The organism is Caballeronia sp. GAWG1-5s-s (assembly GCF_023631445.1).
GTDB lineage: Bacteria > Pseudomonadota > Gammaproteobacteria > Burkholderiales > Burkholderiaceae > Caballeronia.
Genome location: NZ_JALQDC010000014.1, coordinates 39,627 through 54,740 on the forward strand (window position 1 = coordinate 39,627; position 15,114 = coordinate 54,740).

General features: G+C 65.2%; 14 protein-coding genes. 1 reads left to right on the plus strand and 13 read right to left on the minus strand.

The window, feature by feature from the left end; genetic code table 11:
• Positions 1 to 2: 2 nt before the first annotated feature.
• The 12 genes from ugpQ to pilM form a co-directional block, all read right to left on the minus strand.
• On the minus strand, positions 3 to 749 hold the full coding sequence (gene ugpQ, locus NCR34_RS12605) for a glycerophosphodiester phosphodiesterase (protein WP_248320615.1): 747 nt from the start codon (positions 747 to 749) through the stop codon (positions 3 to 5).
• A gap of 11 nt (positions 750 to 760) precedes the next feature.
• On the minus strand, positions 761 to 1,846 hold the full coding sequence (locus tag NCR34_RS12610) for a sn-glycerol-3-phosphate import ATP-binding protein UgpC (RefSeq protein WP_248320616.1): 1,086 nt from the start codon (positions 1,844 to 1,846) through the stop codon (positions 761 to 763).
• Between the two features lie 18 nt (positions 1,847 to 1,864).
• Positions 1,865 to 2,710, minus strand: a complete 846-nt coding sequence (gene ugpE, locus NCR34_RS12615; RefSeq protein WP_248320617.1) for a sn-glycerol-3-phosphate ABC transporter permease UgpE — start codon at positions 2,708 to 2,710, stop codon at positions 1,865 to 1,867.
• Positions 2,707 to 3,591, minus strand: coding sequence for a sn-glycerol-3-phosphate ABC transporter permease UgpA (gene ugpA, locus NCR34_RS12620; RefSeq protein WP_175946489.1), 885 nt, complete (start codon positions 3,589 to 3,591; stop codon positions 2,707 to 2,709). Before ugpA ends, ugpE begins: the two co-directional genes overlap by 4 nt.
• Before the next feature lie 59 nt (positions 3,592 to 3,650).
• Entirely contained in the window at positions 3,651 to 4,976 is a 1,326-nt protein-coding gene (ugpB, locus tag NCR34_RS12625; RefSeq protein ID WP_206467133.1) for a sn-glycerol-3-phosphate ABC transporter substrate-binding protein UgpB, read from the minus strand.
• Between the two features lie 47 nt (positions 4,977 to 5,023).
• A complete protein-coding gene (locus NCR34_RS12630; protein WP_284506554.1) occupies positions 5,024 to 6,262 on the minus strand; it encodes a deoxyguanosinetriphosphate triphosphohydrolase in 1,239 nt (412 codons plus the stop codon).
• 29 nt (positions 6,263 to 6,291) lie between these two features.
• Positions 6,292 to 7,389, minus strand: coding sequence for a 3-dehydroquinate synthase (aroB, locus tag NCR34_RS12635; RefSeq protein WP_248320619.1), 1,098 nt, complete (start codon positions 7,387 to 7,389; stop codon positions 6,292 to 6,294).
• Complete coding sequence (locus tag NCR34_RS12640) at positions 7,389 to 7,895, minus strand: shikimate kinase (protein WP_371747419.1); 507 nt, start codon at positions 7,893 to 7,895, stop codon at positions 7,389 to 7,391. The genes aroB and NCR34_RS12640 overlap by 1 nt, the downstream gene beginning before the upstream one ends.
• A gap of 161 nt (positions 7,896 to 8,056) precedes the next feature.
• A complete protein-coding gene (locus NCR34_RS12645) occupies positions 8,057 to 9,586 on the minus strand; it encodes a type IV pilus secretin PilQ (RefSeq protein WP_248320621.1) in 1,530 nt (509 codons plus the stop codon).
• Positions 9,583 to 10,446 (minus strand): type 4a pilus biogenesis protein PilO, encoded by an 864-nt coding sequence (locus NCR34_RS12650; protein ID WP_248320622.1) that lies wholly within the window; start codon positions 10,444 to 10,446, stop codon positions 9,583 to 9,585. Before NCR34_RS12650 ends, NCR34_RS12645 begins: the two co-directional genes overlap by 4 nt.
• Positions 10,443 to 11,111 (minus strand): PilN family protein, encoded by a 669-nt coding sequence (locus NCR34_RS12655; RefSeq protein ID WP_248320623.1) that lies wholly within the window; start codon positions 11,109 to 11,111, stop codon positions 10,443 to 10,445. Before NCR34_RS12655 ends, NCR34_RS12650 begins: the two co-directional genes overlap by 4 nt.
• The gene (pilM, locus tag NCR34_RS12660) at positions 11,108 to 12,106 is read right to left on the minus strand and encodes a pilus assembly protein PilM (RefSeq protein ID WP_248320624.1); all 999 of its coding nucleotides are present in this window, start codon (positions 12,104 to 12,106) and stop codon (positions 11,108 to 11,110) included. Before pilM ends, NCR34_RS12655 begins: the two co-directional genes overlap by 4 nt.
• Positions 12,107 to 12,357: 251 nt before the next feature.
• Between pilM and NCR34_RS12665 the strand changes: the two genes are divergently transcribed.
• Positions 12,358 to 14,769, plus strand: coding sequence for a penicillin-binding protein 1A (locus NCR34_RS12665; RefSeq protein WP_248320625.1), 2,412 nt, complete (start codon positions 12,358 to 12,360; stop codon positions 14,767 to 14,769).
• Between the two features lie 21 nt (positions 14,770 to 14,790).
• On the opposite strand, the gene cyaY is transcribed toward NCR34_RS12665, so the two are convergent.
• The gene (gene cyaY / locus NCR34_RS12670) at positions 14,791 to 15,108 is read right to left on the minus strand and encodes an iron donor protein CyaY (protein ID WP_248320626.1); all 318 of its coding nucleotides are present in this window, start codon (positions 15,106 to 15,108) and stop codon (positions 14,791 to 14,793) included.
• Positions 15,109 to 15,114: the final 6 nt, after the last annotated feature.

Consider the following 15,114-nt stretch of genomic DNA (forward strand, 5'->3'; position numbering starts at 1 on the left):
GGCTAGCTGTCGAGAAAGTCCGCGCCGATGATGTCGATGCGGTCCGTGCAGATCGCATCGACGCCCCATCGCGCGAGCAGGCGCGCCCGCTCGGGATCGTTCACGGTGTAGGCGAGCACGCGCAGGCCCGCGTCGCGGATGTCGCGCACGAGCGTCTCGTCGAGCGAACGATGGTCCGCATGCAGCGAGACGCACGCGAGCGCCGCGGTCTGCTCGCGCCACTCCGCCGGCACGCGCTCGTACAGCACGCCGCGCGGCAGATCGGGCGCGGCGTCGCGCGCGGCTTCCAGCGCCTCGAAAGAAAACGATGACAGCAGCGGCGCGGGCTCGGCGCCATTCCAAAGACGCGCCGCCTCACGCGCGACGAGCTCGCCTGTTTCGACTTCGCGCCCCGGACACGGCTTGATCTCCACGTTCGCCGCGAGATTCAGCGACGCGCATAGCTCGCGCACTTCCGCGAGCGTCGGCATGTGCGCGCCGGCGAATGCCTCGCTGAACCACGACCCGGCGTCGAGCGCGCACAACTGCGCGTAGGTCATCGACTTCGCCGCGCCGTGGCCGTTGGACGTGCGGTCCACGTCGTCGTCATGCAGCAAGAACACGACGTTGTCCGCCGACAGCTTCGCATCGAATTCAATCATCTTCAGGCCGAGACGCGCGCCCGTCCGGATGCCTTCGAGCGTGTTCTCCGGCGCGAGCTTGCCGCCGCCGCGATGCGCGACGATAGCGGGATACGGCCAGATTCTCATCGCGGTTCTCCTCAGTTGGCGCGCAATCCGGTAGCCGGATCGAAAAAGTGCAGTTGCCGCGCCGGCACCGAAACCAGCAGCTTCTCGCCCCGCTGCGGCCGATGCGCATGCGGCAAGCGCGCCGCCACGTCATGCTTGCCCCACTTGCCATGCGCCAGATTGTCCGCGCCGAGCAATTCGGCTGAATCGACGTCGAGCGTGGCGCTAGCCGTTTCGATATAGCCGGGCGTCATGTGTTCCGGGCGAATGCCCATGATCCACTCGCGCCCGCACATCTCGCGCGTCAATCCCTGCGCGCCCGCAACCGGGAGCTTCGGTCCGCCGCGCGCCACTTCGAACACCGAAGCATCTTCCGACAAGCGGCCTTCGAGCAGATTCATCGCGGGCGAACCGATGAAGCTTGCGACGAACACCGACGCGGGACGCTCGTACACGTCCGTCGGCGCGCCGATCTGCTCCGCGCGGCCCTTGTTCATCACGATGACGCGCTGCGCGAGCGTCATGGCTTCGATCTGATCGTGCGTCACATACAGGCTCGTGGTGGCGAGACGCGCATGCAGGCGCTGGATTTCGAGGCGCATTTGCACGCGCAGCTTGGCGTCGAGATTCGAGAGCGGCTCGTCGAAGAGAAAGACGGCCGGCTCGCGAACGATCGCGCGCCCCATTGCCACGCGCTGACGTTGCCCGCCCGACAACTCGCGCGGCTTGCGCGCGAGCAGGTGTTCGAGTTCGAGAATACGCGCGGCATTCGCGACGCGGCTCTCGATGGTCGCGCGGTCCGCGCCGCCGATCTTGAGCGCATACGCCATATTCTGCGCGACGCTCATGTGCGGATAAAGTGCGTAATTCTGAAAGACCATCGCGATATCGCGATCCTTCGGCTCCAGCTTGTTCACCACGCGCCCGCCGATCTCGATCGTGCCTTCCGACACGCTTTCGAGGCCCGCGACCATGCGCAGAAGCGTCGACTTGCCGCAGCCCGAAGGCCCGACCATCACGACGAACTCGCCGTCGTTCACCGCCACGTCGATGCCATGCAGTACGTACTGCTTGCCGTCGTAAGTCTTCTTGACGCCCTGGAGTGTCAGTGCAGCCATTGAACCCGGTTCTCCTTATTATTTTTCCGCATCGACGAGGCCGCGCACGAACCACCGCTGCATCGTCAACACGACCGCGAGCGGCGGCAGCATCGCGAGCAGCGTCGCGCTCATCACGAGATGCCACTCGGTCGCCGTATCGCCCGAGGCGATCATGCTCTTGATGCCGACCACCGCCGTTTGCAGCGACTGCTCGTTGGTGATGAGAATGGGCCAGAGATACTGATTCCAGCCATAGATGAACGTGATGACGAACAGCGCCGCGATGTTCGTCTTCGAAAGCGGCAGCACCACGTCCCAGAAGAAGCGCAGCGGCCCCGCGCCGTCGATGCGCGCCGCTTCCATCAGTTCGTCGGGCAGCGTCATGAAGAACTGGCGGAACAGGAACGTGGCCGTCGCCGAGGCGATGAGCGGCAGCGTGAGCCCCGCATACGTGTTCGCGAGATGCATCGACGAAACGACCTGCACCGTCGGGAAGATGCGCACTTCGACTGGCAGCATCAGCGTGACGAAGATCAGCCAGAACGCGAGGTTCTTCAATGGAAAGCGGAAGAACACGATGGCATACGCCGAGATGATGGACACCGCGATCTTGCCGATGGAGATGACGAGCGCCATCACGAGACTGTTGACGAGCATGCGCCCGAAAGGCGCGGCGGCGTTGCCGCTGCCGTGCGTCCAGATGTGGGCGACGTTCTCGAACAGATGCGTGCTCGGGATGAGCGAAAGCGGCACGGTGAAGACTTCCTTCGCGTTCATCGAGGCCGCGCAGAACGCGACGTAGACCGGAAACACGACCAGCGCGACGCCGAGTATCAGCACCGCATGACAGAAGATATCGAAGCTGCGGCGATTCTCGATCATGAATATTGCACCCTGCGTTCGACGAAGCGGAACTGCACGATGGTCAGCGCCACGACGATCACCATCAGCACGACGGACTGCGCGCCCGAACTGCCGATGTCGAGGCCCTGAAACCCTTCCGCGAAGATCTTGTAGATGAGCGTCTTGGTCGATTGCGCGGGGCCGCCGCCGGTCGCGGCGTCGATCACGGGGAAGGTATCGAAGAACGCGTACACCAGATTGACGACGAGCAGGAAGAAGGTCGTCGGCGAAAGGAGCGGCAGCGCAATGCCGAAGAAACGTCGCACGGGACCGGCGCCGTCGATGGCGGCGGCTTCGATCAGCGATTGCGGGATCGCCTGAAGCCCGGCGTAGAAGAACAGGAAGTTGTAGCTGACCTGCTTCCACACGGACGCGAGCACGACGAGAAACATCGCCTGCGTGCCATTGAGCGCGTGATTCCAGACGATGCCCTCTTTGGCGAGCGCATACGTCACGAGGCCGATGCTCGGATTGAACAGAAACGACCACAGCACCGCAGCGATGGCGGGCGCGACCGCATACGGCCAGATGAGCAGCGTTTGATACGCCTTTGCGCCGCGCGTCACGCGATCCGCGCAGGCGGCGAGCACGAGCGATATCACGAGGCCCGACACGGTGACGAGCGCGCAGAAAATCATCGTCGTACTGAACGACGAAAGATAGAGCGGGTCAGCGAAAAGCTGCCGGAAGTTCGCGAAGCCCACAAATTCGCTCGATGTGCCGAATGCGTCCTGACTTTGCGTGGCCTGCCAGAGCGCCTCGCCCGCCGGCCACAGAAAGAAGAGCGCGGTAATGGCGAGCTGCGGCGCGACCAGCAGATACGGCAAGACGCTCGCGTCGAAACGAGACCGTTTTTCCATTGACATGTCCTTAAGCGCGCCCGCGCGAGTCGCGGGCGCTTAAGCGTCGAGCGTCTCGTTCAGCCGCCGCTCTTTTCGAAGCGGCGCAGAAGTTCGTCGCCGCGCTGAACGGAAGAATCGAGCGCCTGCTGCGGCGTCTTCTTGCCGGCCCAGACCTGCTCCAGTTCCTCATCGACGACCGTGCGGATCTGCGGCATGTTGCCGAGGCGCAAGCCCTTCGTGTAGGCAAGCGGCGGCTTGTTCAACATCTGCTTGATGGCGATGTCCGCGCCGGGGTTCTTGTCGTAGAAGCCCTGCTTCTGCGTGAGTTCGTAGGCGGCAGTCGTCACCGGCAGATAACCCGTGTCCTGATGCCACTTCGCCGCCACCTTCGGCGACGACAGATACGCGAGGAACTTCGCGACGCCCTTGTACACCGCCGGGTCCTTGCCCGAGAGCACCCACAGACTCGCGCCGCCGATGATCGCGTTCTGCGGCGCGCCCTTCACGCTTGCGTCGTACGGCATCATGCCGACGCCGTACTCGAACTTCGCATACTTCTGGATGGTCGCCCGCGATCCCGACGAGTTCGTGATGATCCCGCAGTCGCCGCTATAGAACTTCGAGACGGGTTCGTCTTTGCGGCCGACATACGTGAACGTGCCGTCCTTCGCCATGTTCTGAAGGAACTGGATGTGCGCGACCTGTAGCGGCTTGTTGAATTCGAGCGTGGCGTCGAGGCCATCGAAGCCGTTGTTCTTGGATGCGAATGGCGCGGCGTGCCACGCGCTGTAGTTCTCGAGATGAATCCAGCTCTGCCAGCCCGACGAATACCCGCACGAGTAGCCTGCGGCCTTCAGCTTTTTCGCATCGGCTTCGACATCGGCCCAGGTCTTCGGCGGCTGGTTCGGATCGAGGCCCGCCTTCTTGAACGCGTCCTTGTTGTAGTAGAGGACCGGCGTGGAACTGTTGAACGGCATCGAGATCAGATGCCCGGTCTTCGCGTCGCTGTAGTAGCCGGAGATGGTCGGCACGAACGCTTTCTCGTCGAGCGGAACGCCCGCCTGCTTGAAGACGTCGTAGACCGGAAGCACGGCCTTCTTCGCCTGCATCATCGTCGCGGTGCCGACTTCATAGACTTGCAGGATCGCGGGCGCATTGCCGCTGCGATACGCCGCGATGCCCGCCGCGAGCGTCTGGTCATACGTGCCCTTGAATACCGGCACGATCTTGTAATCGCTCTGCGATGCATTGAAGTCGTTCGCGATGTCGTTCACGCGCTCGCCGAGGGCGGCTTCCATCGCGTGCCAGAATTGGATTTCCGTCGCGGCCTGAGCCGCCGTGCTAGCGCCGAAAGCCAGAATGGCCGCGGCCGAGAGGGAACGGAACGAGGGCATGCATCGCATCGAGTGAGTCTCCGGTTGTCGAACGTCTGCGCGTGAATCGCGCGATGTTAGTTGTTGTCGATGACAAACAGGCGTTGATATTCTTTTAGCGCGTACCGATCCGTCATGCCCGCGATGTAATGCGCGATGAGCCGCGCCTGCGTGCTGTTGTGACTGGGCGCGGCGGGATCGTTCGCCGACTCTTCCGCTGCCGCAATGCGCGCCTGATACGCCGGCGGCAGAAGGCGCGGATCGTCGGTGAAGGCGTCGAAGAGACCGGTCACGACGCGCCTTGCCTTATTGGCCATGCGCATGACGCGATAATGCCGGTAGAGGTTCTTGAACAGAAAACGCTTCAGCGTGGCGGCTTGCGCGGCGACTTCGTCGCTATGGGCGACGAGCGGCGGCGCATTGCGCACGTCCTCGAGCGAGGCGGGCGCGGCGCGCGCGAGATTGCGGCTCGTGGCTTCGATCAGATCGACGATCAGCGTGTTGATGATCCGCCGAATGGTCTCGTGGATCAGCCTGCGCCCTTCGATGGCGGGAAACTCCGCGCGAGCCGCTTCGAAATGCGTGTGCCACAAGCTCACTTCCGCGAGCTGGTCGAGCGTGATGAGGCCGGAGCGCAGGCCATCGTCCACGTCGTGATTGTTGTATGCGATTTCATCGGCGACATTCGCGATCTGTGCTTCGAGCGAAGGCTGTTTGCCCGTGAGGAACCGCTCGCCGAGATCACCGAGTTGCCGCGCATTCTCGCGCGAGCAATGCTTGAGAATGCCTTCGCGCGTTTCGAAGCACAGGTTCAGGCCATTGAACGCGCCGTAGTGCTCTTCGAGTTGATCCACGACCGCGAGGCTCTGCAGATTGTGTTCAAAGCCGCCGTGATCGCGCATGCATTCGTTGAGCGCGTCCTGGCCGGCGTGACCGAACGGCGTATGGCCGAGGTCGTGCGCGAGCGAAATCGCTTCGACCAGATCTTCGTTGAGCCGCAGATTGCGCGCGACCGACCGCGCGATCTGCGCGACTTCCAGACTATGCGTGAGACGCGTGCGAAAGAGATCGCCTTCGTGATTGACGAAGACCTGCGTCTTGTATTCGAGCCGTCGAAAGGCGGTCGAATGCACGATACGGTCGCGGTCGCGCTGAAACTCCGTGCGTGCGGCGGGCGGCGGCTCCGCATGCCGGCGCCCGCGCGACAACGCCGACCGCGCCGCGTACGGCGCGAGATGCGCTTCCAGCGCAAGCGACGAAGGCACTCCAAATTCAGCTTCTGTTTCGCTCACCGGCGGCTCCGCTTCGTCGTGCATCGTCGTGGTCCCGGCTGATGCCCGATTGGTCAGACGCTGGCAGCGAGCGTCTCGCGCACGGCCTGATCGGGCGCGCCGGTGATTTCCGTCGCGCCGAAGCGGGTCAGCAGAATGAATTTGATCTCGCCGGCTTCGGCTTTCTTGTCGACCTTCATCAGGTCGATGTAACGGTCGTCGCCGAGCTTCGGCGCGCGGACGGGCAGCTTCGCCGCTTCGATCACGCGCACGAGCCGCTTGCGCGCGGCGTCGTCGAGCCTGCCGAGGCGCACGGAAAGATCCGCCGCCATCACCATGCCGCAGCCGACGGCCTCGCCGTGCAGCCATTCGCCGTAGCCGAGGCCGGCTTCGATCGCGTGGCCGAACGTGTGACCGAAATTGAGGATGGCGCGCTGTCCGCCCTCGCGCTCGTCCGACGCCACCACCGAAGCCTTGATCTCGCACGACCGCTTGACGGCGTGGGCGAGCGCCCGCTCGTCGCGGTCGTTCAAAGCGCCGATGTTCGCTTCGATCCAGTCGAAGAATTCGGCGTCGGCGATTGCGCCCGTCTTGATGACTTCCGCGATGCCCGCCGCCAGTTCGCGCTCGGGCAGCGTATGCAGCGCGCCGATATCCGCGATGACCGCTTGCGGCTGATAAAACGCGCCGATCATGTTCTTGCCGAGCGGATGATTGATGCCGGTCTTGCCGCCCACCGACGAATCTACTTGCGCCAGCAGCGTGGTCGGCACCTGAATGAACGGCACGCCGCGCATGTAGCATGCCGCCGCGAAGCCGGTCATGTCGCCGACGACGCCGCCGCCCAACGCGATCAGCGTGGTCTTGCGGTCGGCGCGATTCGACAGCAACGCGTCAAAGATGGTGTTGAGCGTTTCCCAGTTCTTGTGGGCTTCGCCGTCGGGCAGAACCACCGTCGTCACCTTCTTGCCGAGCGGTTCGAGCGCGGCGCGCAAGGTGTCGCCATAGATCGGATCGACCGTGGAATTGCTGACGATCGCGACCGACGAACCCTTGATATGCGGCGCGAAAAGCTCGGTGCGGCCGATCAGACCCGCGCCGATATGAATGGGATAGGCGCGCTCGCCCAGTTCGACGTTGACGGTGATCGTTGGGGTAATCATGGCGGACATTATGACTCAGCCGACTTGATGACGCCGGCCACCTCCAGTTGCATCAGGACCATGTTGACGAGCGCGTTGACGGTCGGCCGGCCGGTTTCCACGACGAAGTGCGCGCACTCGTGATAGAGCGGGTCGCGTGTTCGGAAGAGCGTTTCGAGCTTGCCGCGCGGGTCGTCGGTCTGCAGAAGCGGCCGGTTTTTGTCGCGGCGCGTGCGCTGCCACAAATCGTGCGGATTGGCGCGCAAATAGATGACGATGCCGCGATTCTTCAGATGTTCCCGGTTCTCGGGCCGCAGCACCGCGCCGCCGCCCGTTGCGAGCACGATGCCGCTCTTTCGCGACAGCTCGTCGATGACATTGGCTTCGCGCTGACGAAACCCGCTCTCGCCTTCCAGTTCCCAGATCACCGGAATACGCGCGCCCGTGCGCGCCTCGATTTCCAGGTCCGAGTCGATGAAATCGCGCTGCAAACGGCGCGCAACCGCGCGGCCCACGGTGGTTTTACCCGCCCCCATGAGTCCGACGAAAAAAATGTTCGCGTTCGCGTGCCCTTCCTGCAACGTCAATCCTTTACGGTATCGAATTTGTTCGTGCGGCAGCTTAAGGGCAAACCGCCCGCTTTGTCGAGTCGCGCCCGCCGCGCCGATTTGCCCCGCACCCGGCCATCTGCGAGCCCCTATCCGTCCGACGCAATTACATGCGGCGTGATCAGGATGACGAGCTCGCTGTGCGACCTGCGACGCCCGTCGTGACGAAAAAGCCAGCCGATGAGCGGCAGCCTCATCAGTCCCGGCACGCCCGTCACGTCCTCGCGGTCGTCGTCCGAATAGATGCCGCCGATCGCCACGGTGCCGCCGTCCTCCACTTCGACGCGCGTCTGCACGTGCTTCGTGTTGATGGCGGGCCCCGACACCGTCTGGTCGCCGACGCTGTCCTTAGCCACATCCAGATCCAGCACGACATGACCGTGCGGCGTGATCTGCGGCTCGACCTCCAGTTTGAGCGCAGCGCGGCGAAACTGCACGCCGGAGACGCCATTGCCGACTTTCGCCTGATACGGCAGCTCCGTGCCTTGCTCGACGATGGCCTTCGCGCGGTCCGCCGTCACCACGCGCGGGCGCGAAACGACCTGCCCGCGCCCTTCGGCCTCCAGCGCGCTCAGCTGGATATCCAGCAGCCGCGTGGCTTGCGCGGCGAAGAGCGTGAGGCCCGCCGTCGCCGCGTCGAAGCCATTGAGAGGCTGCGCCGACAGATCGTATACCACGCCGTCCTTGCCGCCCGCGATGCCGCGCGCCGCATCGCCCGTCGGCGCGACGCCCAGTTTCACCCCGAGATTGCGCGACAACCCTGTCTCGCCCTCCACGATCCGCGCTTCGATCATGACTTGCGGCGTCGGTTTGTCGATCGAGGCGATCAGATCGGCGATTTGCTGCACGCGTGCGTCGAGGTCGGTGACGAAGAGCAGGTTGGTGCGGGCATCGGCCATCGCGGAACCGCGCTTGGACAGCACGCGCTGCGTGCCGGAGCCGGTGAGCAGCTTGCGAACGTCTTCGGCGCGCGGATAGCGCAGCAGGAACGTGCGGCTCGCGAGCGGTTCGAGATCGGCGGCGCGCGCATGCGCTTCGTATCGCAGCTTCTCGCGGGCGGCGAGCTCGGCGAGCGGCGCGACCCAGATCACGTTGCCGTGCTGCTCCATGGCAAGCCCGTTGACGTCGAGGAGCGTATCGAACGCGCGCCGCCACGGCACTGCGGCCAGGTTGATCGACACCTGACCGCGCACCTTTTCGCTCGCGATGATGTTGAGCCCGGTGAAGCGCGCGAAGCTCTGCAGCGCGGCGCTCAGGTCCGCGTTCTTGAGGTCGAGCGTGATCGGCTTGCCGTCGTCGGCGGGCCGTGCGTTATTCGATGCGCTCAGCCGTTGCAGCTTCGGCAGCGGCACCGGCGGGCCTTCGAGCGGCTCGTCGGCGGTGGCGGCTGGCTGCGCGGACGTGGCCGCAGGCGGCGACGGCACGATCACGGGCGACGCCGACGCGGCCGGCACGCTCGTATCGATGGCGAACTGGTCGGTCGGCAAGTTATCGAACGATGCGGGCAGCGGCGGCAACGGCGCAACCGGGGCATCGCCAATTTCCGCTGCGTTCACCGCGCCTGCGACGACGAGCGCAGCGACGCCGATCGCGCGGAGGATCGAAACGGCCGCGCTCACTTGCCATCCTCCGCAAAGGTCAACTTGCGCAACGCGCCTTCGCCGCTCACGAGTTCGATGACACGCGGCTGCACGCGCTGGAGCCGCTCATCGCCGATTGCCTGGCCCGGCTCGACATGCTCGACGCTCTTGGCGCTCTGCACGAGCGCCATCGCGCGATGCCGTCCGACGAGCGTGCCGACGAGCAGCATGCCCGCGCCGCGCGAAAAGCCGGCGGCGCTGTCCTTCGCGAAAGGATCGACGATAAACGCATCCATGCGCGGCGGCTCGGCGAGCGGCACGGCGGGCAATGTGTCGTGGATGCGCAGCGTCGCGTCGAGGGTCAGCGCGCCCGCCTGCCGCCGAATCTGAACCGCCTCGGGCACGACCAGGCGCGGCAGTCCCGAAAGCGCCTCCAGAAAGCGTCGGATCTCGGGAAACGCGCCTTCCGCGCGAATCGTCAATGCGCGTTCGGAGGGCGCCGGCGCCGGTTTCGGCACGCCGCTTTTCGATGCTTGCGGATCGATCTCGGTCACGCGCAGCCCGTTCTGGGCGGCGAGCGCGGCGACGGCGTGCAGCGCATCGCTGGCGGTCCAGTTTTCGGGCTTCATCGCGCTGGCCGCCACGCGCGTTCGCAGATCGGGCAGTTCGGCAGCCACGCGCCCTGCGTCGTCCAGCTTGCGCTGCGTCGCGGCGAGCGCGGCGCGGCTCGCATCGCGCTGACTCAAGCCGGCGTTCCGCCAGCCTTGCAGAGCCAGCGCGAATACGACGAATGCAAGCGTCACCGCCGTGATCGCGGTCCTGCGTTTCGACCACTGGTCGAGCGGCTGAAGAATCGGCTGGCGCAGGCGCGTGGGGAAATTCATGCTTATCGTGCTCATCGGGTCCTCCTCGTGATCGACGCTTTCGTGCTCGCCGGTATCGGCTTGCCGGCCGCCGGCGCATAGCGCACGAGCGCCGTGAACTCGTAACGGTCGGTAGCGGGCGCAACGGGCGAAGCGTGCGCGACGGCTTCGCGCCTGCCCGGCGACACGGTTTCGGCGCGCCGCTTCATCTCTACGACTTCCACCGATTGCACGCCGCGCAGCCCTTCCAGACGCTTGAGCCAGCGCGCCGCCGTCTGCGAGTCGGGCGCGAGCGCCGCCAGTTCCACTTCTTCCGCGCGTTGCGAGACGCGTTGCAGCGCGACGTCGTTCGAAGCCGGTCCGTCCGCGAGCGCATCGAGAAGCGCGAGAAAGCGATCGCGCGGGGCAGCGAGCGGCTGCGCGGCCTCGCGCGCGCGACGCCGTTCGCCTTCGACGCGCAGCAGCCGCGCGTGCTCGTCGATTTGCGCGCTCGATGCGCGCAGCTTCGCTTCGAGCGCAATGCGGCGGTGGTCGAGACGCGCCCGCTCGAACGCGTCCCAGCCGACGACCCCGCCGACCGCCGCGCATCCCGCCAGTCCGGCAGCAGCGAGAATCGCGATCCGCTGACGCCGCACCGAGCGACGTTTCAGCGCTCGATGTGGAAGCAGGTTGAATCCTTCGACAATGGCGGCGCTCGTCATTGCAGCACCTCGCGCAGTGCGAGACCGAAGGCCACCGCGAAGACCGGCGAATGTTTCAGCGCGCCCGCGATTTCGGATGCGCCGTGGCAATACGGCGCGGACTCGAACGGCAGCGCCGGACAGCCGAAGACCTCGGTCAACGCCTCGAGGGAAAGCCCGGCCTGTTTCAGCAACTGCTCTTGCCCGCCCACGAAGATGCCGCCGAGCGGCGCGGCGCCCGCCAGATCGCGCAGCGCGTCCAGGGCGCTGCCGTACTCCGGCGCCGGATAGAGCAAATCGCGCTCGACATCGCCCGCGTTCACGAGCCAACCGTGCAAGCCCCCGCCTTCGAGCCAGCACGCCACGTAGCGCGCCTCGGAACCCAGCTCGGTTCTGCCGGAATGGCGCATCGCGCGCAGCGCGGCGGCGGGCTCGCCGTCGATGGCGCACAACGCGATGCCCGCCGCCGCCGCCGTTTCCACGCGTGCCTCGACGTGCTGACGCGCCGTCGCGGAAATGGCGACGTCCGGCTCGCCGCCCTCGCGCGATCTCACTGACCAGTCGACCGCCAGCGCGCTGCGCTCGATGCCCGACACGCGCTCGGCTTCGGCGAGCACCGCAGGTTCGAGCAGTCCGCACGGGTCCGCGCCGAGGGTCGCCATGTCGGGCTCGCGCAATTCGATCAGGCGCGCGAGCGGCACGCGCGTGGTGTGCGTCGCGGACGCCGGCAGTCCCATGGCGCAACGCAGCGCTCGCCACGCGCCGTTCTGCGGCAGGCGCGCGACCACTTCTCGCAGCGCGGCGACGACGGCGGCACGGTCGATGAAGTCGCTGCCCACCACCGCGCCCGGCGCGAGCGGCACTTTATCCAGATGCTCGACGCACACCGTCGAGTCCCTTTTCAGACGCCGGCTCAACACGGCGATACGCACCGCGTCCTCGCTCACGTCGATGCCCGCCGCGAACCGGCGCGTGACCGTCAGCATCGTGCCGCGCAAGGCATGTTCGTTTCTCATGACCACTCCTTCTCTTACTCGCGCTCCGAACCGTTCGTGCGCATGCAATAAAGGAATTGTCGGGACGGCGGCGCACGGCGAACATTCGGCCGAATGGCTAACGCGTGCGGTGGCAGGATGTTTTGCCGGGCTATCGCGGGTATTGTTGGAGTTGGAAAAGCCAGCGCGATGCATCGGTCAGGTGTCTGGAGTCCCTAGGAAAAACCCGAAACCCGGACGGCTATAATCGCGGGACTGTTTTTGGTGGTGCTATGCAATCCTCTTCCCCGACCAATCCGCCTGCCACGCCGCCCGAACGGCCCAAGAAGGCATCACGCCCCTGGTACACACGGCTGTTTCTCGGTTTTCTCGTCAGCGTTTTCGCGCTGATCGTCTGTGCTGGACTGGTGCTGGGCTATGCGCTCGTCGTCGCGATGCCAAACCTGCCGTCGCTCGAAGCACTCACCGACTATCGTCCGAAGGTGCCGCTGCGCATCTATACGGCGGATCACGTGCTGATCGGCGAATTCGGCGAAGAGCGCCGCAGCGTCGTGCGCATTCGGGACGTGCCCGATCATCTGAAAAAGGCCGTGCTCGCCATCGAGGACGCGCGTTTCTATGACCACGGCGGCGTCGACCTGACGGGCATTCTGCGCGCGGGCAGCGTCGCGCTGACGAACGGCCACGCATCGCAGGGCGCGAGCACGATCACCATGCAGGTCGCGCGCAACTTCTTCCTGTCGAGCGAGAAGACCTATACGCGCAAGATTTACGAAATGCTGCTCGCGTACAAGATCGAGCGCGCGTTGACGAAAGATCAGATTCTCGAGGTGTACATGAATCAGATCTATCTCGGGCAGCGCGCCTACGGGTTCGCGAGCGCGGCGCGCGTCTATTTCGGCAAGGATCTCAAGGACATCACGCTCGCGGAAGCCGCCATGCTCGCCGGTCTGCCGAAAGCGCCGTCGGCGTATAACCCGGTGGTCAATCCGAAGCGCGCGAAAGTGCGCCAGGAGTACATCCTTCAGCGCATGCGCGAACTCGGCTTCATCACCGAGGACGAGTACGAAAAAGCGGCCAAGCAGCCGCTCGTCGTGAAGGGCCAGGGGCGCGAGTTCAGCGTCCACGCCGAATACGTCGCGGAAATGGTGCGCCAGATGATGTACGCGCAGTATCGCGAGGAAGCGTACACGCGCGGCCTCAACGTCGTGACGACGATCGATTCCGCCGATCAGGACGCCGCGTACCACGCCGTGCGCAAAGGGTTGATGGACTACGAGCGGCGTCACGGCTATCGCGGGCCGGAAGGTTTCATCGATCTGCCGTCGAACGCGGACGACCGCGAGCAGGCTATCGACGACGCGCTCGCCGAGCATCCGGACAACGGCGAGATCGTCGCGGCCGTGGTGACGGCGGCGAGCACGAAGGAAGTCAAGGCTAGCTTCATCGACGGTAACGTGGCCACCGTGAGCGGCAGCAATCTGCGCTTCGTCGCGAACGCGCTTTCGCCGCGCGCGCAGCCGAACCAGCGCATTCGTCCGGGCGCCATCGTGCGGCTCGTGAAGAACGACGACGGCGACTGGACCATCACGCAACTGCCCCAAGTGGAAGGCGCGCTCATTTCGATGGTGCCGCAGGACGGCGCGATTCGCGCGCTCGTCGGCGGATTCGACTTCAACAAGAACAAGTTCAACCACGTCACGCAGGCATGGCGTCAGCCGGGTTCGAGCTTCAAGCCGTTCATTTACTCGGCGTCGCTGGAGAAGGGCTTGTCGCCGGCGACGATCATCAACGACGGACCGCTCTTCTTCAGCGCCGCGGAAACCGGCGGCCAGGCGTGGGAGCCGAAGAACTACGGCGGCGGCTTCGACGGCCCGATGACCATGCGCACCGCGCTACAGAAGTCGAAGAACATGGTGTCGATCCGCATTCTGAACACCATCGGCACGAAGTACGGACAGCAGTACATCACGCGCTTCGGCTTCGACGCCGACCGCCATCCCGCCTATCTGCCGATGGCGCTCGGCGCAGGTCTCGTCACGCCGCTGCAAATGGCGGCGGGCTACGCGGTGTTCGCGAACGGCGGATATCGCGTGAATCCGTATCTGATTGCCGATATCACCGATCCGTACGGCGCGGTCGTGTCGCATCCGCAACCGCTCGTCGCGCAGCAGACCGCGCCGCTCGCCATCACGCCGCGCAACGCGTATGTGATGAACAGCCTGCTTCAAAGCGTCGCGCAGCACGGCACGGCCGCGAAGACGAATCAGCTCAAGCGTAGTGATCTGGCCGGGAAGACCGGCACGACCAACGATTCGCGCGACGCGTGGTTCGCCGGCTATCAGCGTTCGCTCGTGGCCATCGCGTGGGTCGGCTACGACAATCCGCGCAGCCTCGGCGACAAGGAAACCGGCGGCGGGCTCGCGCTGCCGGTCTGGATGGACTACATGAGCCGCGCGCTGCAAGGCGTGCCCGAGTACAAGCCGCTGATGCCGCCCGACGTGAAATCGCTCGGCGGCGAGCTGTACTACGACGACATGACGCCGGGCCACGGCTTCATCGCGACCATCGGCGTCAGTCAGGCGCCGCCGCAGGAAGGCGGCGTGTCGGGCGTGACCGCGCCCGCGCCGGATGTCGGCGAGCAGGAAAAGCAGGACATCATGAATCTGTTCAAGGGGCAATGAGCGTTGCGCGCCCCGCGCCGGTCACGCTTTGAAGCTGACCGGCTCGCCTGCCTGCGTGGTGGAATGCTGCGAAAGCGCCGCGAAAAACTCGCTGTTGTCGCGGGTATCGCGCCACTGGCCGTCGACGTACTTGTAGTGGAATCCGCCCGCCTTCGCCGCGAGCCAGATCTCGTGCTTGGGCGGCTGGAGGTTCACGATCACCTTCGTCCGGTTCTCGAATTCGAGCGTCAACACGTTGCCGCTTCGCTCGAATTCGATATCGGCTTCAGCCTCGTCGACGGACCGCTCGATCGCCGTCAGCACGGCCTCCGCCAAGGTCAGGTATTCCTGGTCTGTCATGCTAAA

What these genes read in the sequence shown, in the direction of transcription:
- ugpQ (WP_248320615.1), bottom strand. Translation starts at nt 749, where the DNA reads ATGAGAATCTGGCCGTATCCCGCTATCGTCGCGCATCGCGGCGGCGGC.
- NCR34_RS12610 (WP_248320616.1), bottom strand. Translation starts at nt 1,846, where the DNA reads ATGGCTGCACTGACACTCCAGGGCGTCAAGAAGACTTACGACGGCAAG.
- ugpE (WP_248320617.1), bottom strand. Translation starts at nt 2,710, where the DNA reads ATGATCGAGAATCGCCGCAGCTTCGATATCTTCTGTCATGCGGTGCTG.
- ugpA (WP_175946489.1), bottom strand. Translation starts at nt 3,591, where the DNA reads ATGGAAAAACGGTCTCGTTTCGACGCGAGCGTCTTGCCGTATCTGCTG.
- ugpB (WP_206467133.1), bottom strand. Translation starts at nt 4,976, where the DNA reads ATGCGATGCATGCCCTCGTTCCGTTCCCTCTCGGCCGCGGCCATTCTG.
- NCR34_RS12630 (WP_284506554.1), bottom strand. Translation starts at nt 6,262, where the DNA reads ATGCACGACGAAGCGGAGCCGCCGGTGAGCGAAACAGAAGCTGAATTT.
- aroB (WP_248320619.1), bottom strand. Translation starts at nt 7,389, where the DNA reads ATGTCCGCCATGATTACCCCAACGATCACCGTCAACGTCGAACTGGGC.
- NCR34_RS12640 (WP_371747419.1), bottom strand. Translation starts at nt 7,895, where the DNA reads ATGGGGGCGGGTAAAACCACCGTGGGCCGCGCGGTTGCGCGCCGTTTG.
- NCR34_RS12650 (WP_248320622.1), bottom strand. Translation starts at nt 10,446, where the DNA reads ATGAGCACGATAAGCATGAATTTCCCCACGCGCCTGCGCCAGCCGATT.
- NCR34_RS12655 (WP_248320623.1), bottom strand. Translation starts at nt 11,111, where the DNA reads ATGACGAGCGCCGCCATTGTCGAAGGATTCAACCTGCTTCCACATCGA.
- pilM (WP_248320624.1), bottom strand. Translation starts at nt 12,106, where the DNA reads ATGAGAAACGAACATGCCTTGCGCGGCACGATGCTGACGGTCACGCGC.
- NCR34_RS12665 (WP_248320625.1), top strand. Translation starts at nt 12,358, where the DNA reads ATGCAATCCTCTTCCCCGACCAATCCGCCTGCCACGCCGCCCGAACGG.
- cyaY (WP_248320626.1), bottom strand. Translation starts at nt 15,108, where the DNA reads ATGACAGACCAGGAATACCTGACCTTGGCGGAGGCCGTGCTGACGGCG.